Source organism: Kushneria sp. AK178 (genome assembly GCF_053903105.1).
In genome coordinates this window covers 3059619-3084637 of the sequence record NZ_CP096381.1, presented here as the reverse complement: position 1 = coordinate 3084637, position 25019 = coordinate 3059619, and the positions used below count along the sequence as shown (strand labels likewise).

The following is a 25019-nucleotide window of genomic DNA, read 5'->3' as shown; positions in this document are numbered from 1 at the left end:
CCATGACGGGAGCGGTTCATGCGTGAATTCAGTCGTACGGATCGGGTCGGCGAGCAGCTGGCACACGAGCTGGCGCAGCTTATCCAGCGGGAGGTCAAGGACCCCCGGCTGGGCATGGTGACGGTCACCTCGGCCGATGTCAGTCGTGACCTGAGCTATGCCGATGTTCACGTCACCCTGATGGGAGAAAATGATCCGGAGCGCATCCGTGAAAACCTCGCCGTGCTCAAGCGGGCCGGCGGGTTTCTGCGCTCGCGCGTTGCCCGGACCATGAAGCTTCGACATGTGCCCGAGCTCCGGTTTCACTTCGATGAGTCCGTCACGCGCGGTCACGAGCTGTCGAGTCTGATCGAACGTGCCGTGCAGTCCGATCGTGACCGGGCCCCCGAGGATGACGATCAGGGCCCGGAGCGCAGCGACTGATGGCAAGACGACGTCGCGGGCGTCCCATTAACGGGGTGCTGCTGCTGGACAAGCGTGAGGGCGTAACCTCCAACCGTGCCCTGCAGCAGGTGCGCGGTCTCTATCAGGCGCAAAAGGCCGGCCATACCGGAACACTGGATCCCATGGCGACCGGTCTTTTGCCCATCTGTCTGGGAGAGGCCACCAAGTTCTCCTCCTGGCTTCTGGATGCCGACAAGCGCTACCTGGCCGATGTGCGTCTGGGTACGGTGACCGATACCGGCGATCGTGAAGGCGAAGTACTCAGGCAGACCACCGTGCCTTCGCTGAATGACAGTGACATTGACACCGTGCTGGCCGATTTTATCGGCGACATCGATCAGGTGCCGCCCATGTATTCGGCGCTCAAGCATCAGGGCAAACCGCTCTATGAGCATGCGCGTGCCGGGCGGGAGATTGCACGTGCACCCAGGCGCGTGAGCATTTATGATATGGCGCTCACATCGCGACATGACCAGGGGTTTGCGCTGGATGTCAGCGTCAGCAAGGGCACCTATATTCGCACGCTGGCCGAGGATATCGGCGAGCGCCTCGGCTGTGGGGCCCATCTTGAAGGGCTGCGCCGACTCGGAACCGGTCCCTTCGATGGCAGCAATATGCTGGATCTCGAAGCGCTGGAAGCCATGAGCGACGAGCAGCGTCTCGAGAGGCTTTTGCCCGTCGATGTGCTGATTCAGCATCTTCCGGTACTGGTAACCGACGCTGCAGGTGCCCGGCGCATCATGCACGGCCAGGCCATCTCGCTCGAGACGGCCGGTCTGGCCGAAGGCAGCGTTGCAAGGCTCTATCACGATCACGCGCTTCTGGGCGTGGTCACGATCAATGCGTCGGGGCAGTGTTCGCCCCGACGGTTGATCAATACTGCCGGCGAGGGCCGGTAGTTTTCGCGAAGACTGCAAATATGCGTGGTCTTCGACACTTATCAATGCTCAGGCATATTGGACTGGAGAAGTAACATGGCACTGACTGCCGAACGCAAGGCCGAAATCGTCAAGGAATTCGGTACTGGCGACAACGATACCGGGTCGCCGGAAGTTCAGATCGCCCTGCTGACGGACAACATCGTCACGCTGCAGAGCCACTTCAAGGATCACAAGCAGGATCACCACTCGCGTCGTGGTCTGATCCGCATGGTCAACCAGCGCCGCAAGCTGCTGGATTACCTCAAGCGCAAGAATTTTGATCGCTATCAGCAGATCATCTCTCGTCTGGGTCTGCGTCGCTGATTGCGTCACTTTTCCGGTAGACACTGACAGGCGGCTCCCGATCGGGAGCCGCCTGTTTTTGTTATGGCCCGGCGCAAGAGTGACACCCGGGGCGTTTGATTTTAAGATGACATCGAAGCGGATGAATGGTTTACGAGAAAAGGACAACGCATTGAACGCGGTAAAAAAGACATTTCAATACGGCAATCACAGCGTCACGCTGGAGACCGGCCGTCTGGCCCGTCAGGCTACCGGCAGTGTACTGGTCACCATGGACAACACGGTGGTGCTGTGTACGGTCGTGGCCAGAAAGGACATCAAGCCCGGGCAGGATTTCTTCCCGCTGTCCGTGCACTATCAGGAAAAGACCTATTCGGTCGGCAAGATCCCCGGCGGCTTTTTCAAGCGTGAAGGGCGTCCCAGTGAAAAGGAAACGCTCACCTCGCGCCTGATCGATCGCCCGATCCGTCCGCTGTTTCCCAAGGGCTTCATGAACGAGGTCCAGGTGGTCTGCACGGTCCTTTCGGCCGAGCGCCATCAGGATCCCGACATCGCTGCCATGCTGGGCACCTCGGCGGCGCTGGCCATCTCCGGCGTTCCCTTTGCCGGGCCGATCGGCGCGGCGCGCGTGGCCTTCACCAATGAGCGAGGCTATTTCATCAACCCTTCTCAGGAAGAGCTGCAGGGCTCCGAACTCGACATGGTCGTCGCCGGTACCGAGAAGGCCGTGCTGATGGTCGAGTCCGAGGCGAAGGAGCTGTCCGAGGATGAAATGCTCGGTGCCGTGCTCTTTGCCCACGAAGAGATGCAGACAGCCATCAGGGCCATCAACGAATTCGTGAATGAAGGCGGCAAGGCCAAATGGGACTGGCAGCCGCAGGCCGAGAATTCGGCGCTCAAGGACGCGCTGGCCAGCGGCTATGAAGCGGGCATCGGCGAGGCCTATCGGATTACCGACAAGATGGCGCGCCAGGATCGTCTGAACGAACTCAAGGCGCAGGCGAAGGCCCAGCTTGCCGAGGGTGACGCCGCGCTCTACAGCGATGAAGACATCAGCAACGGCTTTGCCAGGCTCGAAAAGCGTATCGTGCGAGAGCGCGTGCTCAGCGGTGAGCCGCGTATCGACGGTCGTGATCACTCTACCGTTCGGGCGCTGGACATCGAAGTGGGCGCACTGCCGCGCACGCATGGTTCCGCCATCTTTACCCGCGGCGAAACCCAGGCGATCGTGACCACGACCCTGGGCACCACTCGCGATGCGCAGATGGTCGAAGGCCTGGACGGTGAGCGCCACGACCGTTTCATGCTGCATTACAACTTCCCGCCCTACAGCGTGGGCGAGGCCGGCTTCATCGGCTCTCCCAAGCGTCGTGAAATCGGCCACGGTCGTCTGGCACGCCGTGGCGTTTCCGCCATGCTGCCGTCTGCCGATGATTTCCCCTATTCGATCCGCGTGGTCTCCGAAATTACCGAGTCCAACGGTTCCAGCTCGATGGCTTCCGTCTGCGGCTCCTCGCTGGCCCTGATGGATGCCGGTGTGCCGCTGAAGGCCCCGGTGGCCGGTATCGCCATGGGGCTGGTCAAGGAAGATGATCGCTTCGCCGTGCTGACCGATATCCTGGGTGATGAGGATCACCTCGGTGACATGGACTTCAAGGTGGCCGGCTCCGCCGAGGGCATCACGGCGCTGCAGATGGACATCAAGATCGAAGGGATCAATGAAGAGATCATGGAAAAGGCGCTGGAGCAGGCCTTCCATGCCCGTCAGCATATCCTGGGCGAAATGAATCGCGTGATCGCGCAGAGCCGCGGCGAAGTGGCCGAGCATGCGCCCACCATGGCGCGTCTCAAGATCGACCCCGAAAAGATCCGTGATGTGATCGGCAAGGGCGGCGCCACCATTCGCCAGATCTGTGAAGATACCGGCGCCTCGATCGATATCGACGATGACGGCAGCGTGCGCATCTACGCCGAGACCAAGGCCGGCGCCCAGAAGGCGATGGATACCGTGCTCGGCATCACGGCTGAAGCCGAGGTCGGCAAGCTCTATCGCGGCAAGGTTGTCCGTATTGCCGACTTTGGGGCCTTCGTCAACTTCATGCCGGGCACCGATGGGCTGGTCCACATCTCCCAGATCGTTCCCGAGCGCGTCAACGATGTTCGCGACTACCTCAGCGAGGACCAGATGGTCACCGTCAAGGTACTGGACATCGACAACCGCGGGCGCGTCAAGCTGTCCATCAAGGAGATCGGCGAAGAAGAAAAGGCTGCTTTCGAAGCAACGCTGGAAGAGTAAGTCTTCAGCGTTGCCGGCAGCACGGCGTCCGTTCAATGGGCGCCGTGCCATGCGGCAGTGACAGAGCAGGGCCTGATGCCGGAATCTTCCGGGGTCAGGCCCTTTTTCATGAGTGGCGGGGAGCGCAGGGTTGTAGCGACAGCGTCATGGCCTGTATGCCGCGATCGTTGACGGGGCCGGCATTGACGAAGCCGAGGCGCCGATACAGCCGAACGGCGTGCTCGTTGGTTATGGCGACGTTGAGCGTGACCTGCGTGGCGCCCATCCGGGTGGCCTGCTCGATGAGGTGGCGACAGAGCCTCTCGCCCAGCCCCTGACCCCGGCAGTGCGGTGCCACGATCAGCCGACACAGATGCCATGTCGAAGCCGTGTCACGGGGGGGCCAGCTGCCCGAAGGCCTGGAGCGTACCGTGGTTTTCCAGGGCCGCAGAAGGGAAGGCGTCTGCCTCGATCTGCTGCCACAGCGTTTCGGGGATCACCGGCCATGTCAGCGATGGGCCGCCCCACCGGGCGAGTGCCTCGGGTGAGTCGATCCAGTCCGACAGCGTTTTCACATCCTCGAGACGTGCCGGGCGCCAGAGCATCATGATCGGCAGGGGAGGTTATCGATCAGACGGGTATTGCCCAGCCAGGCCGCGACCAGCAGCACCGATCCGGGCTGCCAGGTGCTGACGGGCTGCAGGGTCATGGCGTCACAAAGCGCCAGATAGTCGGGGCGAAACCCGGCGCTCTCCAGCTGCTGCTGGCCCTGTGCCAGCACCGCTTCGCTGCTTTCCCCGTGGTCAAGGCGCCGGGCGCTATCGATCAGACATTGATACAGCTGACCGGCCCGCGCTCGCGCGTCGTGATCCAGATAGCCGTTGCGCGATGAACGTGCCAGCCCGTCGTCGTCGCGGGCGATGGGCACGCCCACGATATCAATGGGCATGTGCTGATCGCGGACCAGCTTGCGAATGACGGCCAGCTGCTGAAAATCCTTCTCGCCAAAGCAGGCCACATCGGGGCGGGTCAGATTGAACAGCAGGCTGACCACCGTCGCCACCCCGTCGAAGTGGCCCGGACGGTGAGCGCCGCAGAGCCCTTCCGAAACCTGCGGTACGCTGACCCGCGTCAGACCGCTCTGACCTTCGGGATAGAGCGTGTCGACGCTCGGAGCGAACAGCACATCGCAGCCGCGCTCGGCCAGCAGGCGCTGATCCTCCGCCAGAGTGCGCGGGTAGCGCGCCAGATCCTCGTTCGGGCCAAACTGAAGCGGATTGACAAAGATGGTCGCCACGACGCGGTCCGCGTGTTGGCGTGCCGCATCGACCAGTCTCAGGTGGCCTTCATGGAGATTGCCCATGGTGGGCACCAGCGCCATCCGTAGTCCCTCGCGCCGCCAGCCGGCCAGGGTCCGCTGTAGAGCCGGAATATCGTCAAACGTTTGCATGCCTTGTTCCGATGTTAAAAGCAGTGTTCCGTAGCGGGAAAGCGGCGTGTCGTGACCGCCTCATGATAGGCCTTGAACGCGCCGCTGATGGTGCCGGTGTCTGCCATGAAATCCTTGACGAACCGTGGCGGGCGGCTCGTGGTGGCCCCCAGCATGTCGTGCATGACCAGAATCTGGCCATCCACGTCAGGCCCGGCGCCGATGCCGATGACCGGCACTTCAAGGGCGTCACGAAGGCGCCCTGCCAGTTCACGAGGGACGCACTCCAGCAGAATGACGGCGGCGCCGGCCTGTTCCAGCGTTCGGGCGGCGTCGAGCATGGCGTCGGCCTGCTGCGCGTCGCGCCCCTGCACGCGGTAACCCCCGAGTGCGTTGACGCTTTGCGGCGTCAATCCCATGTGAACGCAGACCGGCACGCCGCGCTGTGTCAGTGCGGTTACTGTCTCGGCCAGCCACGCCTCGCCCTCGATCTTGACCATGTGGGCGCCCGCCTGCATCAGCTGCCCGGCCGCCTGCAGTGTCTGCGTGGTCGTGGTGTTGGTCATGAAGGGCAGATCCGCCATGATCAGACTGGTCGTGTCGGCCCGTGCCACACAGCGGGTGTGATAGATCATGTCGTCCAGCGTCACGGGCAGGGTGGAGCCATGCCCCTGCAGTACCATGCCCAGCGAGTCTCCGATCAACAAAACCTCGATGCCGGCATTGGCGGCCAGGGTTGCCATGGTGGCGTCATAGGCGGTGAGACAGCTGAAGGGCTGTCCCTGTGAACGACGTTCGTTCAGTGTCTGAATGGTAGTGGGGTGGGTCATGCATCCCTCGACGGTCGGCAGCCGATACGGCTGCTCGAGTCTAGGGTCACAGCGCCAGGCGCTTCAAGTCATTCGAGGGGCGGGCGGCCGATAGCCGGTGCAATGGCTGCTCGCCCGGCAGACGCAGATCGGGGGCGATCTCCAGCATGGGCTGGACCACAAAGGCGCGTTCGCCAAGCCGGGGATGAGGGATGACAAGGCGCGCCAGATCGAGTACCCGGTCGTCATACAGCAGCATGTCCAGATCCAGCGTCCGTGGCCCCCAGTGCTGCTTTCGCACGCGTCGATGGCGCTGCTCCAGCGCCTGAAGCTGGTCCAGCAGGGCAAGCGGCGACAGCCGTGTGTTCAGTACGGCCACGGCGTTGACGAAGTCGGGCTGATCCTGCGGCCCCACCGGCCGGCTGCTGTAAAGGGAAGAGCGGGCATCGAGCCGGGTCAGCGGCAGCCCCGCCAGACCCTCCAGCGCGGTCAGGACCTGTTGATGGGGAGAGTCCAGGTTGCTGCCCAGTCCGATCCAGACGGTATGACTCACGTCTGATCATCCCGGGGCGGACGCCGTCGTCGGCGGCGTCTGGGCTTGCGGGAGGGCATGGGCATGCTTTCGGGCGCGTCGTCGTCGATGGCCGTGTCGTCCTGCCCCTGCTCTACCTTTTGTACCATCTCACGCTGCTGACTTTCGCTGGCGTCCTGAAAGCGCGTCCACCACTGCCCCAGGCCCGAGTCGATTTCACCGGCCGACTCCCTGAGCAGCAGGAAGTCATAGGCGGCGCGAAAGCGCTGATGGGCCAGCGTCTGAAAGGGCCGCTTGCCGCGCCGGCGCGGCAGCATCAGCTGCATGTCCCAGATCTCGCGCATGGGCAGGCTGAAACGCTTGGGAATGGAGGTATGCTGCAGCTGGCGATTGAGGACCTGCTGGGAAGCCTGCTGCGCCGCCGGGACCGGCGGGATCTCGTCCTCGATCAGCTGGGCGGTCTGCGCGACCGTGGCCGGCCAGAGCAGGGCGGCATACAAAAAGGCAGGGGTGACCGGTTTGTCGGCACGAATGCGCTCATCGGTATTGATCAGCGCCTGTTCGACCATCGGCTGCGCCCAGCTCAGCTGAGCAAACGACTCCTCGGTGCCCGGGAACAGCATGGCGAAAAGGCCATGGCGACGCAGGCCGTGAAAGGTACTCAGGGCGTGGCCGGACAAAAAGAGCTTGAGGACTTCTTCAAACAGGCGTGCCGGTGGAATCTGCAACAGCAGCGGGGCAAGCGCCGCCAGCGGTGTTTCGGTCTCATCAGCCAGCGTAAAGTCCAGCTTGGCGGCAAAGCGTACGGCACGAAGCATGCGTACCGGGTCTTCACGGTAGCGCTGGTCCGGATTACCGATCAGGCGCAATACGCGATGTTCGAGATCCTCCAGACCGCCGGTCCAGTCATGAATGGCAAAGTCGCGGACGCTGTAGTAGAGCGCGTTGACCGTAAAGTCGCGGCGCAGGGCGTCTTCGTCGACGCTGCCCCAGACGTTGTCACGCAGGAGCAGTCCCTCTTCGGACTGGTGCGAGTGTCGATCGGCCTGCTCGTTGTCATGGCCGCCGCGGAAGGTGGTGACCTCGATGATCTCGCGACCAAAGCGGACATGAACGATGCGAAAGCGCCGGCCGATCAGGCGGGCGTTGCGAAAGACGCCTCGGACCTGTTCCGGTGTGGCACTGGTGGCGACATCGAAATCCTTGGGCACCTGTCCGAGCAGGGAGTCTCTGACACATCCCCCTACCAGATAGGCTTCAAAACCTGCCTGATTGAGACGATAAAGAACCTTCAGCGCATTGTCGCTGAGCATTCGTCGGGAAATGGGATGTTGATCACGCGGAAGAATGGTGGGCGTCAAGGTGAAGCCATGTTGACCTGATGAAAATTCCGGAGCCGACCATCCATCAATCGGCCATGAAGCTCCGATCTGTCCGCGCCCTGTAAAGCCGGCACGCCGATCAGAGGCTCAGTGTAGCCGAGCAACAAAAGCTTGCAAAGCAGACTGTCATATAACGCTGCTTCCAGTAATGAAAACGGGGAGACATGTCGTCTCCCCGGCAATCATGTTGCATCGTGATTTTTCTTCGTGATGGCGCATCGCCCTGAATACGTACCATGTTCACCAAACGCGACCTGCCGCGGTCTCTTGTTGTTGTGCTCCGACGGCTGCGAACATCTCGTATTCAAAACAATCTTCCATGACGACAGCCATAGGGCTGCTCCGGCGATATTGTTGTTGTTCCGGAGTGTCGCAGCGCTGTGTTGTTATTGTCATGCAGCGCTGCCGTGACACCGTATTCTGATAGCGAAAGACGCTTGTTGTTGTTGTAACGTCTCTTGTGCTGTCGAGCCCTTGTTGTTATCGGCTCACTAACCACCGTGTTTGTGACAGACCTTTTATTGTTGTTGTTAAAGGCCGTCTGATCGGGAGTCGGCATTGTTGTTGTTGGAAGCCGATTCGAACGATCGCTGTTATTTTTTTAGTCAGTCGTGTCGGAGCAGAATACGTGCCATCCAAAAAATAAATCTTTTATTTCATGTGCTTATGCGTTTTTTAATAGTACGGCAGAGCCGCTTCACTGACGCAGGGCGTGCCTCGCGGTCTCTATTGCACTTTTAAGGTGCAAAAACGCTGCACAGATGCTTTTTATTGGTGCATTGTCCTTGTTGGCTAGGATCAGCATACGCGCAACATGGCGTAAAAAAAGACGACGATGGTCGATATGGGTCACTTTGATGTCGTGCATTGAACATTCCGACGGGACAGATTGTGCGGCTGCCAATGCATGACGGCGTTTTTCAGCTGTTCATCGACCCGGGCATGACGCAGCGCAGGGTCCGGCGTCTGTCCCAGCAGCGTGAGCGCCTCATGCAGCAGCGGGCGCACGGCGTGATCCTGCAGCGGCAGGGCGGGCGCAAGGTTCTGCTTGGACAGTTTCTGGCCGTTGTCGGCAATAACCAGCGGGAGATGAAGATAGTCGGGAGTTGAATGGCCCAGCGCCTGCTGCAGTCGAACCTGCCAGGGCGTGTTGTCGAGAAGGTCGGCACCGCGGACGATATCCGTAACGCCCTGACGCGCGTCGTCAACCACGACGGCCAGCTGATAGGCCCAGAGGCCGTCGCGTCGCTTGAGCACCACGTCGCCCAGCTCCTGCAGCGACCAGCTTTGTTTGCCCAGCCGGCGATCCTGCCAGCAGATATCGGGGGCACCGAGATCGGTTCGCAAGCGCCAGGCGCAGTCCCGTTCGGGATGCAGCGGGGCGTGTCGACACCAGCCCGGATAGATGCCCGAGTGCTGCCACTCCTTTCTCGTGCAGCTGCAGGGATAGGCCATGCCGCGGGCCACAAGCGTTTCCAGAGCCTTTTGATAGTCGCCGTCATGGTCGTGCTGATAAGCAACGGGGCCGTCGTGGTAAAGCCCGAAGGCTTCGAGCTGCCGAAGAATGGTATCGCTGGCACCGGGCGGGCAGCGGGGCGGGTCGATATCCTCGATGCGCAGCAGCCACCGCCCGCGGCGCGCGCGAACGTCAAGCCAGCTGGCCAGCGCGGCCAGAAGCGATCCGAAATGCAGTGGCCCCGAGGGCGTCGGTGCAAAGCGACCAACGACCGCGGGGCCATGTTCAATGCGAGTCGTGCCCGGCATTCAGCCTCCGAGCTGTTTTTCCTTCAGCTCCGACAGCGTCTTGCAGTCAACGCACAGCGTGGCCGTGGGGCGGACTTCCAGACGGCGGATGCCGATCTCGATGCCACAGGCCTCGCAGAAGCCGTAGTCATCGTCATCGATTCTTTCGATGGTCTCGTTGATCTTCTTGAGCAGCTTGCGTTCGCGATCGCGTGTGCGCAGCTCAAGGTTGAAGCCTTCTTCCTGCGTGGCACGATCGGCAGGGTCGGCGTAGTTGTTGGCATCTTCCTGGAGGTGGCGTACGGTGCGATCGACCTCGGCCATCAGGTCGGCTTTCCAGCCGAGCAGGATCCGGCGAAAGTGTGCCAGCTGCTGCTCGTTCATGTACGCTTCGCCCGGCGAGGGCTCATAGGGCGTGAAGGTATCAGGCGACTGCGTCTCGGCTACTGCCATGGGAAATTGCCTCACTGCAGGTAAGCGCGATGCCGTAGGCCCGCAAGCGTCTTTTTGAGTACCGCATCGCGTGATTCAGGGTAGTGCTATTTATAGGAAAACCATGTTGATTGCAACCCGGTTTCCACGAAAGTCAGACGGTACGGAGACCGCCTCATGACGCTGCAGAACAGGATATCGGCCGAGGTTGACACAACATGAAGCTGCCGCCGTTGTGGTCCGGCGTGCTCGTGGCACGCTATAAGCGTTTTCTGGCCGATATTCGTCTCGATGACGGGCGCATCATTACGGCTCACTGTCCCAATACGGGGTCGATGCGCGCCGTCAACGTGCCCGGTTGCCGGGTCTGGGTCTCCTGGCACGACAACCCGAAGCGGCGTCTGGCGTGGACCTGGGAGCTGATCGAGCTGCCGGATGGGTCGCTGGCGTCCATTCATACCGGGCGTGCCAATGCGCTGGTACAGGAAGCGCTGGAAACCGGCGCACTGCTGCCGTTTCGCAAGCCCTGGACCCTGCGGCGCGAGGTGAAAACCGGGGCATCACGGCTCGATTTCTGTCTGACACCGGAAGGAGAGGCGCCTGTCTGGCTGGAAGTGAAGCAGGTCACGCTGAAGGAAGCCGACGGCTGTGGCTACTTTCCGGATTCGGTCAGCGCGCGCGGCCGGCGCCATCTGGACACCCTGATGGCGCTGCGCGCCAACGGCGACCGGGCGGTGCTGATCTTTCTGGCCGCTCATACCGGTATCAACCATGTCCGGCCGGCGGCGCATCTGGACCCCGACTATGCCCGCACCCTTGAGTCGGCATGCGAGGCCGGTGTCGAGATCATGATGCTGGGCTGTGACATCACGCCGGACCATATCACGGCCTGTCGCTACCGCCGTCTTGATTAGCTTCAGGTGACGCTGTCGGGGCCTTCCAGCTCACGGTCGCGCAGATAGGTGATCTCGGTCTTGCCATGGGCGGCGGGTTTGCCGTCATCCCCCATGTTGACGAAAACGATCTCGTCGATGGTCAGCAGATTTTTATGGGTGATCTTGTTGCGTACCACGCAGTGCAGGGTCAGCGATGTCTTGCCGAACCGGGTGGCCGTAATGCCCAGCTCGATGATATCGCCCTGACGCGCGCTGGAGACAAAGTTGATGGAGGACATGTACTTGGTCACCACGCGCGAATTGCCCAGCTGAATGACGGCGTAAATGGCGGCTTCTTCGTCGATCCATTTCAAAAGGCTGCCGCCGAAAAGCGTGCCGTTGGGGTTGAGGTCCTCGGGCTTGATCCACTTGCGGGTATGAAAGTTCATGTTCAGGCCTCGCTGAGCGTCAAAGAATCTACCCATTATACCAAAGTCTATGACATTGGGCGTCTCGTGTCTCAGCGGCGTACCCGAAAGATGGCGTCCTGGCCGAACAGGTTGGGCCAGCGCCTGTGGCGCCACTGTCCTTCCTTGCTGCCGTTGCCCACTGCGCGGTCGGTAATGGTATGCCCCTGCATGCGGCACAGATCGGCGAAGTCCCGAAAGGTCGACAGGTGAATGTTGGGTGTGTCGTACCAGGCATGCGGCAGGGCGCGTGATACCGGCATGCGGCCCCTGATTCCCAGTGACAGGCGATGACGCCACCAGGCAAAGTTGGGGAAGGCAATAATGCATTCATGGGCGACCCGCAGCATCTCATCGAGCATCAGGTCGGGACGTCTCAGCACCTGAAGGGCCTGGGTCATGACCACCAGATCAAAGGCATCGTCGGGAATGTTGGCCAGCCCCTGGTCCAGATCCTGCTCGATGACATCCACCCCCTTTTCAAGGCAGCGCGAAATGCCGTCGCTGTCGATCTCCAGTCCATAGCCCGTGACCTGCTTGTGACCGGCCAGCGCCGCCAGCAGGGTGCCATCGCCACAGCCCAGGTCCAGAACGCGAGCGCCGTGGGGCACCCAGTCATAAATCAGTGCAAGGTCGGCACGCATTACGCATTGTCTCCGGCGGCACGTTCCACGTCATTGGCGATCCGCGTCATGAAACCGCCCAGCACGGCTTCATAGCGTTCGTTGGGCAGCAAAAAGGCATCATGGCCATGGGAGGAGTCGATATTGGCATAGCTGACATGCTTGCCGGCGCGCAGCAGGGCATCGACCAGTTCGCGCGAGCGGGCCGGGGCAAAGCGCCAGTCGGTGGTGAAACTGACCACCAGAAAGCGGCACGTCGCTGTCGACAGCGCCCGGGGCAGGTCATCGTCATGTTCGCCGGCCGGATCGAAATAGTCGAGCGCCTTGGTCATCAGCAGGTAGGTGTTGGCATCAAAGCGCGTCGAGAAGGTATCGCCCTGATAGCGCAGATAGGACTCGACTTCGAATTCGACGTCATAGCCGTAGTTGAGGCTGTCGGTACGCAGGTCACGCCCGAACCGGGCGCCCATCGAGTGCTCCGACAGATAGGTGATATGGCCAACCATGCGTGCCAGTCGCAGCCCCTGTCGGGGCAGGGTCTGATGTTCGCTGTACCAGCCGTCAAAGAATTCGGGGTCGGAGCGAATGGCCTGGCGTGCGACCTCGTTGAAGGCAATGTTCTGGGCCGAAAGTCGCGGCGTGGCGGCAATGACGGCGGCGTTGGCGACCCGTTCGGGCAGGCTCATGGCCCACTGCAGCACCTGCATGCCACCCAGGCTGCCGCCCACCACGGCGGCAAAACGCTGGATGCCCAGCCGGTCGGCCAGCATCGCCTGGCTGTTGACCCAGTCGATGACCGTCATGAGCGGGAAGTCGGGCCCCCAGATGCGGCCGGTGGCCGGATTGACGCTGGAGGGGCCGGTACTGCCGTGACAGCCGCCCAGATTATTGACCGACACGACAAAAAAGCGTCGGGTGTCGATGCTCTTGCCGGGACCGATATGGGCATCCCACCAGCCGGGCTTGCGATCGTCCACATGGTGGTAGCCGGCCGCGTGGTGATGCCCTGACAGGGCATGGCAGATCAGAATCGCATTGCTGGCGGTTTCGTTGAGCGTACCGTAGGTCTCATACACCAGCTCGAAGGCGGGGAGTTCACGGCCGCAGGCCAGCATCAGGGGCGTATCGAAGCGGGCGACCTGCGGGGTTACCAGGCCAACCGACGTAGAAGACAGTGTCTCGGGCATCAGCACTCAAATCCGGTCAGACAGGGCAGGCCGAAGTCGTGACCCACCGTCGCAGCCGCACTGTAGCATATCGCCGCAGGCGGCGGGCGAGAGGTCGGTGAGGAGGCTGTCGTGGCCGGACACGACAGCCTGTCGGTCGCTATATCAGCGGGGCCAGCGGTCCGGCGGCGCGGCTGAGAGAGCCCACCAGGAAGCTGTCGAGCACGTTGATCAGCAAAAAGACCACGATGGGAGAGAGGTCGATCATGCCGATGGAGGGGATGACGCGTCGTACCGGCGCCATGATGGGCTCGGTGATCTGAAACACCAGCAGCGCGCCGGGATGGCCGGACTGGGGGGCCACCCAGCTCAGGATGATCATGATGATCAGGGCAAAGAAATAGATCTTCAAAATGGCATTGACCACGCCGGCCAGCGCCGCAATGACCAGAAGGCCGATGGGCGGGAAGCCGAAGATGGCCATGCAGATCAGGGCGATGCCCACCATCTTGAAGATCAGCGCGACCACCAGTGTGGCGATATCGATCGGGCCGGCAGGTCTCAATACGCGCTGCAAGGGGGCCACCACCGGCGAGGTCGCCTTGACGATCGCCTGGCTGATGGGGTTGTAGTAGTCGGCACGTGAAGCGTGCAGCAAAAAGCGCAGCATCAGCACAAACAGATAAAGGTTGATCAGGGTGTTGACCAGCATGATGCCGGTGTCGCCCAGTGCGCTCCCCATGGAGACTCTCCGTTATGTCGTCACGAAATGACAGATACAGTGAATTTACTGATCCCGCAGTTCACGTGCCAGCGATTCGGCACGCTCGAAACAGGCCAGTGTGGCATCATCCACCATTTTCTCGAAGCCGGCCTGCTCGAAACTGGCAACGGCGCGCTCCGTAGTACCTTTCGGCGACATGACCTGTTGCTTGAGCGTTTGCGGGTCATGTTCGCTTTCACTCGCCATGTGGGCCGCTCCCAGCGCCGTCTGCACGGCCAGTCGACGGGCAGTCTCGCGTGACAGGCCGCGCGCCACGCCGGCATTTTCCATGGCTTCCAGCATGTAGAAGAAGTAGGCAGGTGCGCTGCCGGCGATCGCCGTCACGGCGCTGAGCTGGCTTTCTTCCTCGACCCATTCAACGATACCCACGGCCGAGAGCAGATCCCCGGCCAGCGCACGGTGATCCTCGCCAAGACCGGGCGGTGCATAAAGGCCCGTCGCGCCCTTGCCCACCAGTGCCGGCGTATTGGGCATGCAGCGCACGATCGGCAGACTGTCATCGCCCAGCCATTGCCCCAGGGTGTCGAGGGTAAGGCCGGCGGCAATGGAGATGATCAACGGGCGACTGATCTGCAGCGCGTCCTGCAGCGGCTCGCAGACCTCACGCATGATCTGCGGCTTGACGGCCAGAATGACGACATCGGCTTCGCTGACACCGGCTGCATTGTCAGTGGTGGTCTGAATGCCGTAGCGGGCCCGGTGCTGCTCGAGCACTGCTTCATCCGGGGAGGTGGCCGTGATGGCGCCGGCCGGGTAGCCATTGTCGATCAATCCGCCAAAGATGGCGCTGGCCATGTTGCCGGCGCCGATAAAGGTCAGTTGACTTGCCATGAAAAGCGTCCTTGTGGTCGGAGGGTTCAGTCGCGGCTGCCGAAAATGGCCGTTCCCAGTCTGAGCAGCGTGGCGCCTTCGTCGACGGCGGCCTCCAGGTCGCCGCTCATGCCCATGGACAGGGTGTCCAGCGGCGCATCGGGATAGCGTTCGATCAGCTGCTCGAAAAGCTGGCGCAGTGCGGCGTGAGGCGCACGCTGCTGTGCCGGGTCATCGCTGATGGCCGGAATCGACATCAGTCCGCGCAGGCGAAGGTTCGGCAGGGCCAGTACCTGTCCGGCCAGCGCCGGCAGCCCCTCTGGTGTTACGCCCGACTTCGAGACCTCCCGGCTGATATTGACCTGCAGACAGACGTTGAGCGGTTCCAGGGCGGTCGGACGTGCCTCGCTCAGACGCCGGGCAATCCTTTCGCGGTCCACGGTATGGACCCAGCTGAAGTGCTCGGCGACCTCGCGTGTCTTGTTGGACTGAAGCGCGCCGATATAGTGCCATTCGATGTCTTCAAGGTCTGCCAGCGAGTGCTGCTTCTCCAGCGCCTCCTGCAGATAGTTCTCGCCGAACAGGCGCTGACCGGCTTCATGTGCCTCGCGCAGCATGGCCGCCGGTTTGGTCTTGCTCACGGCCAGCAGGGCGGCACTGTTCGCCTCCCGATGGGCGTTTGACAGCGCCTGCTCAAGTCGGCGGCGGGCCGCGACGATATTGCCCTGTACCGGGTGGCCCTGATCTGGGGTCGCGCGTGACTGCTGATCGCTCATGAGTGATCGCTCTTTGTGACGTCCGGAACTGCGAACGCATGGATATTACCGAACTGCTGGCTTTTACGGCAAAACAGGGTGCCTCGGATCTGCACCTGTCGGCGGGTCTGCCTGCCATGATGCGTGTCGATGGCGACATTCGCCGTCTGAACGCCCCGGCACTTGAAAACGACGATGTCCATCGGCTGCTGACGGCGGTCATGACACGGACGCAGCAGCAGCTGTTCAGGGAGGCGCTGGAGATCGATTTCTCCGTTGACGTGCCCGGCGTGTCACGCTTTCGGGTCAACGCCTTCCATCAGGATAGAGGCGTGGCCGGCGTCTTTCGCACCATTCCTGCGCATGTACCCAGTCTCGAGTCGCTGGGGCTCGGTGATGTCTTTCGACGGCTGGCGTCCTGTCCGCACGGTCTGGTACTGGTGACCGGACCTACCGGCTCGGGCAAGTCGACCACGCTGGCGGCCATGGTGGATCATATCAACGCCTCGCGTCCCCAGCATGTCCTCACCATCGAGGACCCCATCGAATTTGTCCACCACTCCCGCCGGGCACTGATCAATCAGCGTGAGGTGCAGCGCGATACGCATGGTGTGGCCAGTGCCCTGCGCTCGGCCCTGCGCGAGGACCCCGACGTGATACTGGTCGGCGAGATGCGCGATCTGGAAACCATGCGTCTGGCGCTGACGGCTGCCGAAACCGGACACCTGGTGCTGGCCACGCTGCATACCACGTCCGCGGCTCGAACGGTGGATCGCATCGTGGATGTCTTCCCCGGTGATGAAAAGGCGATGGTGCGCGCCATGCTCTCCGAATCGCTGCAGGGGGTGGTCTCCCAGCAGCTCGTCCGGCGTATCGGTGGCGGGCGGCTTGCGGCACACGAGATACTGATTGCGACGCCGGCCATCCGCAATCTGATCCGGGAAGACAAGGTGGCGCAGATCCATTCGGCCCTGCAGACCGGCGGCGGACTGGGCATGCAGACCATGGAGACGGCCGTATCCAGGCTGGCGGCCGAGGGCCTGATCGTTCGGGATGAGCAGGGCCCATAGCCCGGGCATTCGGGCAGCATGACGCCCCGGCTGTTATCGGACAGTGTCAGCGCTCATAAAGGCCCCCCAGAACGCGTGGTCCCGCCGCGCCGGTCACCGAGGCCAGATTGCCCGGCAGCCCTTCCAGTCGCCGCCATGCCAGCCAGGCAAAGGCGCCGGCCTCCAGCCAGTCCGGCGACCAGCCCAGCGATTCGCAGTATTCGATGCCAACGGGCGACAGGCGTGCCGCCAGTGCGGCCATCAGGGCACGGTTGTGTGCGCCACCGCCGCAGGGAATAACGCTGGTAGCGGCTCGAGCCTCGTCAGAAAGATGGCGCTCCAGATCGCGGGCAATGCTTTCAACGGTCAGCGTCAGGAGCGTGGCCTGAACATCTGCCGGTGATTCATCCTCCAGATGGGCCTCCAGCCACTGCAGATGAAAGTGTTCCCGGCCGGTGCTCTTGGGCGGCATGGTGTCAAAGAAGGGATCACTCAATAGACGTGTCAGCAGGGCCGGCTGACAGCGCCCCTGGTCTGCCCATGCGCCATCGAGATCGAACCGGCCGTTGTGATGGCGGGCATACCATCCATCCAGCAGGGCGTTGGCCGGACCGGTGTCGAAACCGACGACCGGTGTGCTGCTGCCTTCGGGGGGCAGCAGGGTGACATTGGCAAAGCCCCCCAGGTTGAGCAGTACGCGCCACTGTCGTGCATCGCGAAAGAGCGCATCATGAAAGGCGGGCGCCAGCGGCGCGCCCTGGCCGCCGGCGGCAAGATCGCGCCGGCGAAAATCGCCCACAACGCGGCAGCCGGTCAGTTCGGCCAGACGCGATGGGTTGTCCAGCTGCCATGTATAAGGAGAGGGGCCGTCCGGCCGGTGCTCGATGGTCTGGCCGTGACTGCCGATGGCGTCGATCTCCCGGGCCGTATGGCCACTTTTGGCGAGCAGCGCGCTGACGGCCTGTGCCTGGAGCCGGCAGAAGGCCTCTTCGGTGTCGGCCAGCGTTTCGAAGGCCGCTTCCCTGGCGTGACACAGCTGCCACAGCTGGCGGCGCAGAGGCTCCGGCATGTCGAGGCCGGTAGCTTCCAGCAGCACGGGGCGCTGATGAGGGCCGCATTCCACCAGGGCGGCATCGATACCATCCAGGCTGGTGCCGGACATCAGACCTATCACAAGACTCATTTACTCACTCCTGACGGGGCGGTCGCCGCTTTTGACACCATGCTATCATGCGCCACATTTCTTGCTGTTCTTCCACGAGCCGAGGGCCGGGAGGGGCAGTTGCAATTACCTGACAACAGGAGATGCAGGTCATGGCCGATGTTGCCGATGCGCTGGCGCTGATCAAGCGCGGTGTCCACGAGATGATGATAGAGGAGGAGCTGGAGAAAAAGCTCTCTCTGGACCGGCCGCTGCGCATCAAGGCCGGTTTTGATCCCACGGCGCCCGATCTTCATCTGGGGCATACGGTGCTTTTGAACAAGCTGCGCCAGTTTCAGGATCTGGGCCATGAGGTGCTGTTTCTGATCGGGGATTTTACGGGTCGCATCGGTGATCCCACCGGCAAGAGCGTGACCCGAAAGCCGCTGACGGAAGAAGACGTCATGGCCAACGCGCGCACCTATCAGGAGCAGGTCTTCAAGGTGCTCCATCCCGAGCGTACAAAAGTGGTGTTCAATGCCGAATGGATGAGCGCCATGTCTGCTGCCGACATGATCGGGCTGGCGGCCCAGTCAACGGTGGCGCGCATGCTCGAGCGCGATGATTTCGAAAAGCGCTATCGCGGCAACCAGCCGATCGCCATCCATGAGTTTCTTTATCCGTTGATTCAGGGCTATGACTCGGTCGCGCTGGAGGCCGACATCGAGGTCGGCGGCACCGATCAGAAGTTCAACCTGTTAATGGGGCGCGAGCTGCAAAAGCATTACGGGCAGTCGCCGCAGGTTGTACTGACCATGCCGCTGCTGGAGGGACTGGATGGTGTACAGAAGATGTCCAAGTCGCTGGGCAACTATGTCGGTATTACCGACCGCCCCGGCGAAATGTTCAACAAGATCGTGTCCATGCCGGACTCGCTGATGTGGCGCTACTTCGAACTGCTCTCGCTCAAGCCGATGGACGAGGTCAGGGCATTGATGAGCGAGGTGGACAATGGCGCCAACCCGCGTGATGTAAAAATGGTGCTGGCACGCGAGCTGGTCGCCCGCTTTCATGGTGAAGAGGCGGCCGCCGGGGCACACCGTGCCAGTGGCAATCAGCTCAAGGAGGGGGAGCTGCCCGACGATCTGCCGGAAGTAGAGGTTACTGTCGAGGAAATGGATGAGGCGCCCATCGCCCTGATCCTCAACCGCGCGGGACTCGCCAACAATAGTGCTCAGGCAAAGGACATGCTGAAAAACGCGCGTGTCTGGGTGGATGGGGACAAGATCGAGCCGGGGCATATGCTCGCAACAGGTCATGAGTACGTGATTCAGGCCGGCAAAAAGCGCTACGCCAGAGTCCACTTATACAAGGGATAACCTTATTCCTGGACAAGTCATACACCTGCAGCAGTTTTTCTGTAAAAAAGTTGGACATGACCGCTACAGTCAGGTAGGTTGTACATACACCGAGGCAGCGGACGTACGGAAGCGTTGCACCCATGGAAGGGAAGCCTCGGTGTAAATTTCAGAGACGCCACCATGGACGGTGGTGTTACGGGGTCAGGAAGATCCATGAGGCCCGCAGACGATATGAGCTGCGGGCCTTTTCTTTATACGATGGACGGGAAGTGTTTGCTCTGGCCGGGAACGTTGATGCCTGGTTATGCATGTCGGTAAAATCTTTTGTCGAAAGGGGTTGCACGCACCCGGTCTGATCTATAAAGTACGCATCCGCTGCCACGGAGCACACGGCGACGAGGCAGCGGGGAAGTCTGCAGGTGATTGTTTTGACTAATGTTTTGGTCGCTTCAATCAGGATTTGATTCCAGCCGCTGACTTCCGCATCGAAAAAAAGTAGTTGACCTTTCGATGCAGGGCTGTAAAATGCCCACTCTCTCGAAGCAGCCGCCAACGGCAGCTGACAACATCTTCGAGACGCTCTTTAACAAGTCGATCAGGCAATTTGTGTGGGCGTCTGGCTCGTGTGGCACCAGTCACATAGATAATCGAGCAGACGAACACTCGTCAAGAGTACTAGTTTGACCTCGAGCCCGGATTGATTCGCCTTTCGAGACTGCTTTTGCAGTGTCGATTAAAGAATCTCAAAGCTTCATCTTGAACTGAAGAGTTTGATCATGGCTCAGATTGAACGCTGGCGGCAGGCCTAACACATGCAAGTCGAGCGGTAACAGGGGTAGCTTGCTACCCGCTGACGAGCGGCGGACGGGTGAGTAATGCATGGGAATCTGCCCGGTAGTGGGGGGATAACTCGGGGAAACCCGAGCTAATACCGCATACGTCCTACGGGAGAAAGCAGGGGATCTTCGGACCTTGCGCTATCGGATGAGCCCATGTCGGATTAGCTTGTTGGTGAGGTAACGGCTCACCAAGGCCGCGATCCGTAGCTGGTCTGAGAGGATGATCAGCCACACCGGGACTGAGACACGGCCCGGACTCCTACGGGAGGCAGCAGTGGGGAATATTGGACAATGGGGGAAACCCTGATCCAGCCATGCCGCGTGTGTGAAGAAGGCCCTCGGGTTGTAAAGCACTTTCAGTGGGGAAGAAGGCATGCCGGTTAACACCCGGCATGAAGGACATCACCCACAGAAGAAGCACCGGCTAACTCCGTGCCAGCAGCCGCGGTAATACGGAGGGTGCAAGCGTTAATCGGAATTACTGGGCGTAAAGGGCGCGTAGGCGGTCTGCCAAGCCGGATGTGAAAGCCCCGGGCTCAACCCGGGAACGGCATTCGGAACTGGCAGACTAGAGTGCAGGAGAGGAAGGTGGAATTCCCGGTGTAGCGGTGAAATGCGTAGAGATCGGGAGGAATACCAGTGGCGAAGGCGGCCTTCTGGACTGACACTGACGCTGAGGCGCGAAAGCGTGGGTAGCAAACAGGATTAGATACCCTGGTAGTCCACGCCGTAAACGATGTCGACCAGCCGTTGGACCCCTTGAGGGTTTGGTGGCGCAGTTAACGCAATAAGTCGACCGCCTGGGGAGTACGGCCGCAAGGCTAAAACTCAAATGAATTGACGGGGGCCCGCACAAGCGGTGGAGCATGTGGTTTAATTCGATGCAACGCGAAGAACCTTACCTGCTCTTGACATCCTGCGAATCTCCCAGAGATGGGAGAGTGCCTTCGGGAACGCAGAGACAGGTGCTGCATGGCTGTCGTCAGCTCGTGTTGTGAAATGTTGGGTTAAGTCCCGTAACGAGCGCAACCCCTATCCCTTTTTGCCAGCGGTCCGGCCGGGAACTTCAGGGAGACTGCCGGTGACAAACCGGAGGAAGGTGGGGACGACGTCAAGTCATCATGGCCCTTACGAGCAGGGCTACACACGTGCTACAATGGCCGGTACAAAGGGTTGCGAATCCGCGAGGTGAAGCCAATCCCAAAAAGCCGGCCTCAGTCCGGATCGGAGTCTGCAACTCGACTCCGTGAAGTCGGAATCGCTAGTAATCGCGCATCAGAATGGCGCGGTGAATACGTTCCCGGGCCTTGTACACACCGCCCGTCACACCATGGGAGTGGACTGCACCAGAAGTGGTTAGCTTAACCTTCGGGAGAGCGATCACCACGGTGTGGTTCATGACTGGGGTGAAGTCGTAACAAGGTAGCCGTAGGGGAACCTGCGGCTGGATCACCTCCTTAAACGACTAACGTGTTCTCGCGAGTCAGCGCGTCCACACAAATTGCCTGATCGGATAGAGCGAAGACTGCTTGGGTCTGTAGCTCAGTTGGTTAGAGCGCACCCCTGATAAGGGTGAGGTCGGCAGTTCAAGTCTGCCCAGACCCACCAACCTGTCGGGGCCATAGCTCAGCTGGGAGAGCGCCTGCCTTGCACGCAGGAGGTCGGCGGTTCGATCCCGCCTGGCTCCACCATACAGCCCGGTGGTCAGTCTTCTACTTTCCTTGATGAAGCCACAGTCAAAAGTCATGATGATGACAATCATCGACATGATTTCTGACTGTTGTTTTTCAACAGTACCGCTCTTTAACAATGTGGATCATGCTGACCTGCCGGTCGGTGAACACCTCATCTCCGCGATGAGCGTTGTGACCCGGCCGGCAGACAACGTAAAAGTTGTGATACGTTTTGGACGTATCCGGCGAAATGTCGTGTGATCGTGACCGGACCCCTTGGGGTTATATGGTCAAGCGATCAAGCGCACACGGTGGATGCCTAGGCAGTCAGAGGCGATGAAGGACGTGACAGCCTGCGATAAGCGTCGGTGAGGTGGCAAATGACCTGCGACCCGGCGATTTCCGAATGGGGAAACCCACTTACCATCAGGTAAGTATTCATGAGCCAATACATAACTCATGAAGGCGAACCGGGAGAACTGAAACATCTAAGTACCCCGAGGAAAAGACATCAATTGAGATTCCCTCAGTAGCGGCGAGCGAACGGGGAGCAGCCCTTAAGCAGTGCAACCGATAGGCGAACAGTCTGGGAAGTCTGACCATAGCGGGTGATAGTCCCGTAGCCGAAATCCGAGCATTGTGAAATCGAGTAGGTCGGGGCACGTGAAACCCTGACTGAAGACGGGGGGACCATCCTCCAAGGCTAAATACTCCTGACTGACCGATAGTGAACCAGTACCGTGAGGGAAAGGCGAAAAGAACCCCGGCGAGGGGAGTGAAATAGAACCTGAAACCGTGTGCGTACAAGCAGTGGGAGCCTACTTGTTAGGTGACTGCGTACCTTTTGTATAATGGGTCAGCGACTTATTTTCAGTAGCGAGCTTAACCGAATAGGGGAGGCGCAGGGAAACCGAGTCTTAAATGGGCGAACTAGTTGCTGGAAATAGACCCGAAACCGGGCGATCTATCCATGGCCAGGATGAAGGTCAGGTAACACTGACTGGAGGTCCGAACTCAAGTATGTTGAAAAATGCTGAGATGAGCTGTGGATCGGAGTGAAAGGCTAATCAAGCTCGGAGATAGCTGGTTCTCCTCGAAAGCTATTTAGGTAGCGCCTCACGTATTACCACCGGGGGTAGAGCACTGTTTCGGCTAGGGGGCCATCCCGGCTTACCAACCCGAGGCAAACTCCGAATACCGGTGAGTACAGCGTGGGAGACACACAGCGGGTGCTAACGTCCGTTGTGAAAAGGGAAACAACCCAGACCGCCAGCCAAGGTCCCAAAATCCCGGTTAAGTGGGAAACGATGTGGGAAGGCACAGACAGCCAGGAGGTTGGCTTAGAAGCAGCCATCCTTTAAAGAAAGCGTAATAGCTCACTGGTCGAGTCGGCCTGCGCGGAAGATGTAACGGGGCTCAAACCGGGTACCGAAGCTGCGGGTGCATCCTTCTGGATGCGCGGTAGAGGAGCGTTGTGTAGGCCTGCGAAGGTGTATCGTGAGGTATACTGGAGGTATCACAAGTGCGAATGCTGACATGAGTAACGACAAGGGCGGTGAAAACCCGCCCCGCCGGAAGACCAAGGGTTCCTGTTCGACGACAATCGGAGCAGGGTGAGTCGACCCCTAAGGCGAGGCCGAAAGGCGTAGTCGATGGGAAACGGGTCAATATTCCCGTACCGGATGTTATTGCGATGGGGGGACGAAGAAGGCTAGGTGAGCCGGGCGCTGGTTGCCCCGGTGAAAGTGCGTAGGCCTGAGGATCAGGCAAATCCGGTCCTCTTCAAGCCGAGACACGAGACGAACAGACCACGGTCTGGAAGTCACTGATGCCACGCTTCCGGGAAAAGCCTCTAAGCTTCAGATAACATGCGATCGTACCCCAAACCGACACAGGTGGTCAGGTAGAGAATACCAAGGCGTATGAGAGAACTCGGGTGAAGGAACTAGGCAAAATGGCACCGTAACTTCGGGAGAAGGTGCGCCGGTAACCGTGACAGCCCTCGCGGCTCGAGCGGCGACCGGCCGAAGTGACCAGGTGGCTGCAACTGTTTATTAAAAACACAGCACTCTGCCAACGCGTAAGCGGACGTATAGGGTGTGACGCCTGCCCGGTGCCGGAAGGTTAATTGATGGTGTTAGCCCCTCGGGGCGAAGCTCCTGATCGAAGCCCCGGTAAACGGCGGCCGTAACTATAACGGTCCTAAGGTAGCGAAATTCCTTGTCGGGTAAGTTCCGACCTGCACGAATGGCGTAATGATGGCCACGCTGTCTCCACCCGGGACTCAGTGAAATTGAAATCGCTGTGAAGATGCAGTGTACCCGCGGCTAGACGGAAAGACCCCGTGAACCTTTACTATAGCTTCACACTGGACGCTGATGTTGCTTGTGTAGGATAGCTGGGAGGCTTTGAAACCCCGACGCCAGTCGGGGTGGAGCCAACCTTGAAATACCAGCCTGGCATCATCGGCGTTCTAACTCCGCACCGTGATCCGGTGTGAGGACAGTGTGTGGTGGGTAGTTTGACTGGGGCGGTCTCCTCCCAAAGTGTAACGGAGGAGCACGAAGGTACCCTCAGCACGGTTGGAAATCGTGCAATGAGTGCAAGAGCATAAGGGTGCCTGACTGCGAGACGGACATGTCGAGCAGGTGCGAAAGCAGGTTCTAGTGATCCGGTGGTTCTGTATGGAAGGGCCATCGCTCAACGGATAAAAGGTACTCCGGGGATAACAGGCTGATACCGCCCAAGAGTTCATATCGACGGCGGTGTTTGGCACCTCGATGTCGGCTCATCACATCCTGGGGCTGAAGTCGGTCCCAAGGGTATGGCTGTTCGCCATTTAAAGTGGTACGCGAGCTGGGTTTAGAACGTCGTGAGACAGTTCGGTCCCTATCTGCCGTGGGCGTCGGAAGTTTGAGAAGTGCTGCTCCTAGTACGAGAGGACCGGAGTGGACGCACCGCTGGTGTACCGGTTGTCATGCCAATGGCACCGCCGGGTAGCTATGTGCGGACGGGATAACCGCTGAAGGCATCTAAGCGGGAAGCCCCCTTCAAGATGAAACTTCCCTGGAGCCTCGAGCTCCCTGAAGGGCCCTCGAAGACGACGAGGTCGATAGGCGCGGTGTGTAAGTGCAGCAATGCATTGAGCTGACGCGTACTAATTGCCCGTGAGGCTTGACCATATAACACCCAAGTGGTTCGCGTCAC

The 25019-nt window shown here is 60.5% G+C and carries 22 protein-coding genes, 2 tRNA genes and 2 rRNA genes; 11 read left to right on the top strand and 15 right to left on the bottom strand.

The annotated features are described in order from the left end of the window. The first annotated feature begins 18 nt into the window (after positions 1-18). The 4 genes from rbfA (at position 19) to pnp (ending at position 3963) form a co-directional block, all read left to right on the top strand. Entirely contained in the window at positions 19-423 is a 405-nt protein-coding gene (rbfA, locus tag M1D97_RS14205) for a 30S ribosome-binding factor RbfA (protein ID WP_456268362.1), read from the top strand. Next, positions 423-1343, top strand: a complete 921-nt coding sequence (gene truB, locus M1D97_RS14200; protein ID WP_456268361.1) for a tRNA pseudouridine(55) synthase TruB — start codon at positions 423-425, stop codon at positions 1341-1343. Before rbfA ends, truB begins: the two co-directional genes overlap by 1 nt. Before the next feature lie 75 nt (positions 1344-1418). Beyond that, positions 1419-1688: a 30S ribosomal protein S15 gene (gene rpsO / locus M1D97_RS14195; RefSeq protein WP_090136039.1), complete on the top strand. Its 270-nt coding sequence runs from the start codon at positions 1419-1421 to the stop codon at positions 1686-1688. Between the two features lie 151 nt (positions 1689-1839). Further along, a complete protein-coding gene (pnp, locus tag M1D97_RS14190) occupies positions 1840-3963 on the top strand; it encodes a polyribonucleotide nucleotidyltransferase (protein ID WP_456268360.1) in 2124 nt (707 codons plus the stop codon). 106 nt (positions 3964-4069) lie between these two features. Here pnp and M1D97_RS14185 read toward each other — a convergent pair whose 3' ends face one another. From M1D97_RS14185 to dksA, 8 genes are all read right to left on the bottom strand, one after another. Then, positions 4070-4300, bottom strand: a complete 231-nt coding sequence (locus tag M1D97_RS14185) for a GNAT family N-acetyltransferase (protein WP_456268359.1) — start codon at positions 4298-4300, stop codon at positions 4070-4072. Between the two features lie 34 nt (positions 4301-4334). Continuing rightward, positions 4335-4550 (bottom strand): hypothetical protein, encoded by a 216-nt coding sequence (locus tag M1D97_RS14180; protein ID WP_456268358.1) that lies wholly within the window; start codon positions 4548-4550, stop codon positions 4335-4337. Beyond that, complete coding sequence (gene panC / locus M1D97_RS14175) at positions 4547-5392, bottom strand: pantoate--beta-alanine ligase (RefSeq protein ID WP_456268357.1); 846 nt, start codon at positions 5390-5392, stop codon at positions 4547-4549. Before panC ends, M1D97_RS14180 begins: the two co-directional genes overlap by 4 nt. Before the next feature lie 14 nt (positions 5393-5406). Continuing rightward, a complete protein-coding gene (gene panB / locus M1D97_RS14170) occupies positions 5407-6201 on the bottom strand; it encodes a 3-methyl-2-oxobutanoate hydroxymethyltransferase (RefSeq protein ID WP_456268356.1) in 795 nt (264 codons plus the stop codon). 46 nt (positions 6202-6247) lie between these two features. Continuing rightward, complete coding sequence (gene folK, locus M1D97_RS14165) at positions 6248-6733, bottom strand: 2-amino-4-hydroxy-6-hydroxymethyldihydropteridine diphosphokinase (protein ID WP_456268355.1); 486 nt, start codon at positions 6731-6733, stop codon at positions 6248-6250. Then, on the bottom strand, positions 6730-8025 hold the full coding sequence (pcnB, locus tag M1D97_RS14160) for a polynucleotide adenylyltransferase PcnB (protein ID WP_456270232.1): 1296 nt from the start codon (positions 8023-8025) through the stop codon (positions 6730-6732). Before pcnB ends, folK begins: the two co-directional genes overlap by 4 nt. Before the next feature lie 918 nt (positions 8026-8943). After that, the gene (gene gluQRS / locus M1D97_RS14155) at positions 8944-9858 is read right to left on the bottom strand and encodes a tRNA glutamyl-Q(34) synthetase GluQRS (RefSeq protein ID WP_456268354.1); all 915 of its coding nucleotides are present in this window, start codon (positions 9856-9858) and stop codon (positions 8944-8946) included. Then, entirely contained in the window at positions 9859-10290 is a 432-nt protein-coding gene (gene dksA / locus M1D97_RS14150) for an RNA polymerase-binding protein DksA (RefSeq protein ID WP_456268353.1), read from the bottom strand. Between the two features lie 197 nt (positions 10291-10487). Here dksA and sfsA point away from each other — a divergent pair, with 197 nt between their 5' ends. Further along, on the top strand, positions 10488-11183 hold the full coding sequence (gene sfsA, locus M1D97_RS14145; protein ID WP_456268352.1) for a DNA/RNA nuclease SfsA: 696 nt from the start codon (positions 10488-10490) through the stop codon (positions 11181-11183). A 2-nt stretch (positions 11184-11185) separates the two neighbouring features. On the opposite strand, the gene M1D97_RS14140 is transcribed toward sfsA, so the two are convergent. The 6 genes from M1D97_RS14140 to M1D97_RS14115 all read right to left on the bottom strand — a co-directional run bounded on the left by M1D97_RS14140 (position 11186) and on the right by M1D97_RS14115 (position 15770). After that, positions 11186-11593: an acyl-CoA thioesterase gene (locus M1D97_RS14140; protein ID WP_456268351.1), complete on the bottom strand. Its 408-nt coding sequence runs from the start codon at positions 11591-11593 to the stop codon at positions 11186-11188. Positions 11594-11664: 71 nt separating this feature from the next. Further along, entirely contained in the window at positions 11665-12255 is a 591-nt protein-coding gene (gene metW, locus M1D97_RS14135; protein WP_456268350.1) for a methionine biosynthesis protein MetW, read from the bottom strand. Further along, entirely contained in the window at positions 12255-13421 is a 1167-nt protein-coding gene (gene metX, locus M1D97_RS14130; RefSeq protein ID WP_456268349.1) for a homoserine O-succinyltransferase MetX, read from the bottom strand. Before metX ends, metW begins: the two co-directional genes overlap by 1 nt. Before the next feature lie 139 nt (positions 13422-13560). After that, positions 13561-14142, bottom strand: a complete 582-nt coding sequence (locus M1D97_RS14125) for a YggT family protein (protein WP_456268348.1) — start codon at positions 14140-14142, stop codon at positions 13561-13563. Positions 14143-14187: 45 nt separating this feature from the next. After that, entirely contained in the window at positions 14188-15015 is an 828-nt protein-coding gene (proC, locus tag M1D97_RS14120) for a pyrroline-5-carboxylate reductase (RefSeq protein WP_456268347.1), read from the bottom strand. Positions 15016-15041: 26 nt separating this feature from the next. After that, positions 15042-15770: a YggS family pyridoxal phosphate-dependent enzyme gene (locus M1D97_RS14115; RefSeq protein WP_456268346.1), complete on the bottom strand. Its 729-nt coding sequence runs from the start codon at positions 15768-15770 to the stop codon at positions 15042-15044. Positions 15771-15808: 38 nt separating this feature from the next. Here M1D97_RS14115 and M1D97_RS14110 point away from each other — a divergent pair, with 38 nt between their 5' ends. Continuing rightward, positions 15809-16819, top strand: coding sequence for a type IV pilus twitching motility protein PilT (locus M1D97_RS14110; RefSeq protein ID WP_456268345.1), 1011 nt, complete (start codon positions 15809-15811; stop codon positions 16817-16819). Between the two features lie 46 nt (positions 16820-16865). Here the strand turns inward: M1D97_RS14110 and M1D97_RS14105 are convergent, their stop codons facing one another. Continuing rightward, positions 16866-17981 (bottom strand): anhydro-N-acetylmuramic acid kinase, encoded by a 1116-nt coding sequence (locus M1D97_RS14105; RefSeq protein WP_456268344.1) that lies wholly within the window; start codon positions 17979-17981, stop codon positions 16866-16868. A 131-nt stretch (positions 17982-18112) separates the two neighbouring features. Here M1D97_RS14105 and tyrS point away from each other — a divergent pair, with 131 nt between their 5' ends. The 5 genes from tyrS (at position 18113) to M1D97_RS14080 (ending at position 24994) form a co-directional block, all read left to right on the top strand. Next, positions 18113-19318 (top strand): tyrosine--tRNA ligase, encoded by a 1206-nt coding sequence (gene tyrS / locus M1D97_RS14100; protein WP_456268343.1) that lies wholly within the window; start codon positions 18113-18115, stop codon positions 19316-19318. A 740-nt stretch (positions 19319-20058) separates the two neighbouring features. Continuing rightward, a 16S ribosomal RNA gene (locus M1D97_RS14095) occupies positions 20059-21599 on the top strand. 71 nt (positions 21600-21670) lie between these two features. Further along, positions 21671-21747: transfer RNA gene (locus M1D97_RS14090), tRNA-Ile, on the top strand. Positions 21748-21754: 7 nt separating this feature from the next. Continuing rightward, positions 21755-21830, top strand: a tRNA-Ala gene (locus tag M1D97_RS14085). Positions 21831-22100: 270 nt separating this feature from the next. Continuing rightward, positions 22101-24994, top strand: a 23S ribosomal RNA gene (locus tag M1D97_RS14080). The 16S and 23S rRNA genes sit together here with 2 tRNA genes alongside, the layout of an rRNA operon. The last annotated feature ends 25 nt before the right edge of the window (positions 24995-25019 follow it).

Coding starts and splice junctions, on each gene's coding strand:
- gluQRS (WP_456268354.1), bottom strand. CDS start 9,858: ATGCCGGGCACGACTCGCATTGAACATGGCCCCGCGGTCGTTGGTCGC.
- proC (WP_456268347.1), bottom strand. CDS start 15,015: ATGGCAAGTCAACTGACCTTTATCGGCGCCGGCAACATGGCCAGCGCC.
- metW (WP_456268350.1), bottom strand. CDS start 12,255: ATGCGTGCCGACCTTGCACTGATTTATGACTGGGTGCCCCACGGCGCT.
- M1D97_RS14115 (WP_456268346.1), bottom strand. CDS start 15,770: ATGAGCGATCAGCAGTCACGCGCGACCCCAGATCAGGGCCACCCGGTA.
- panC (WP_456268357.1), bottom strand. CDS start 5,392: ATGCAAACGTTTGACGATATTCCGGCTCTACAGCGGACCCTGGCCGGC.
- metX (WP_456268349.1), bottom strand. CDS start 13,421: ATGCCCGAGACACTGTCTTCTACGTCGGTTGGCCTGGTAACCCCGCAG.
- M1D97_RS14105 (WP_456268344.1), bottom strand. CDS start 17,981: ATGAGTCTTGTGATAGGTCTGATGTCCGGCACCAGCCTGGATGGTATC.
- dksA (WP_456268353.1), bottom strand. CDS start 10,290: ATGGCAGTAGCCGAGACGCAGTCGCCTGATACCTTCACGCCCTATGAG.
- M1D97_RS14140 (WP_456268351.1), bottom strand. CDS start 11,593: ATGAACTTTCATACCCGCAAGTGGATCAAGCCCGAGGACCTCAACCCC.
- rbfA (WP_456268362.1), top strand. CDS start 19: ATGCGTGAATTCAGTCGTACGGATCGGGTCGGCGAGCAGCTGGCACAC.
- panB (WP_456268356.1), bottom strand. CDS start 6,201: ATGACCCACCCCACTACCATTCAGACACTGAACGAACGTCGTTCACAG.
- truB (WP_456268361.1), top strand. CDS start 423: ATGGCAAGACGACGTCGCGGGCGTCCCATTAACGGGGTGCTGCTGCTG.
- rpsO (WP_090136039.1), top strand. CDS start 1,419: ATGGCACTGACTGCCGAACGCAAGGCCGAAATCGTCAAGGAATTCGGT.
- M1D97_RS14125 (WP_456268348.1), bottom strand. CDS start 14,142: ATGGGGAGCGCACTGGGCGACACCGGCATCATGCTGGTCAACACCCTG.
- pcnB (WP_456270232.1), bottom strand. CDS start 8,025: ATGCTCAGCGACAATGCGCTGAAGGTTCTTTATCGTCTCAATCAGGCA.
- sfsA (WP_456268352.1), top strand. CDS start 10,488: ATGAAGCTGCCGCCGTTGTGGTCCGGCGTGCTCGTGGCACGCTATAAG.
- M1D97_RS14110 (WP_456268345.1), top strand. CDS start 15,809: ATGGATATTACCGAACTGCTGGCTTTTACGGCAAAACAGGGTGCCTCG.
- tyrS (WP_456268343.1), top strand. CDS start 18,113: ATGGCCGATGTTGCCGATGCGCTGGCGCTGATCAAGCGCGGTGTCCAC.
- M1D97_RS14180 (WP_456268358.1), bottom strand. CDS start 4,550: ATGATGCTCTGGCGCCCGGCACGTCTCGAGGATGTGAAAACGCTGTCG.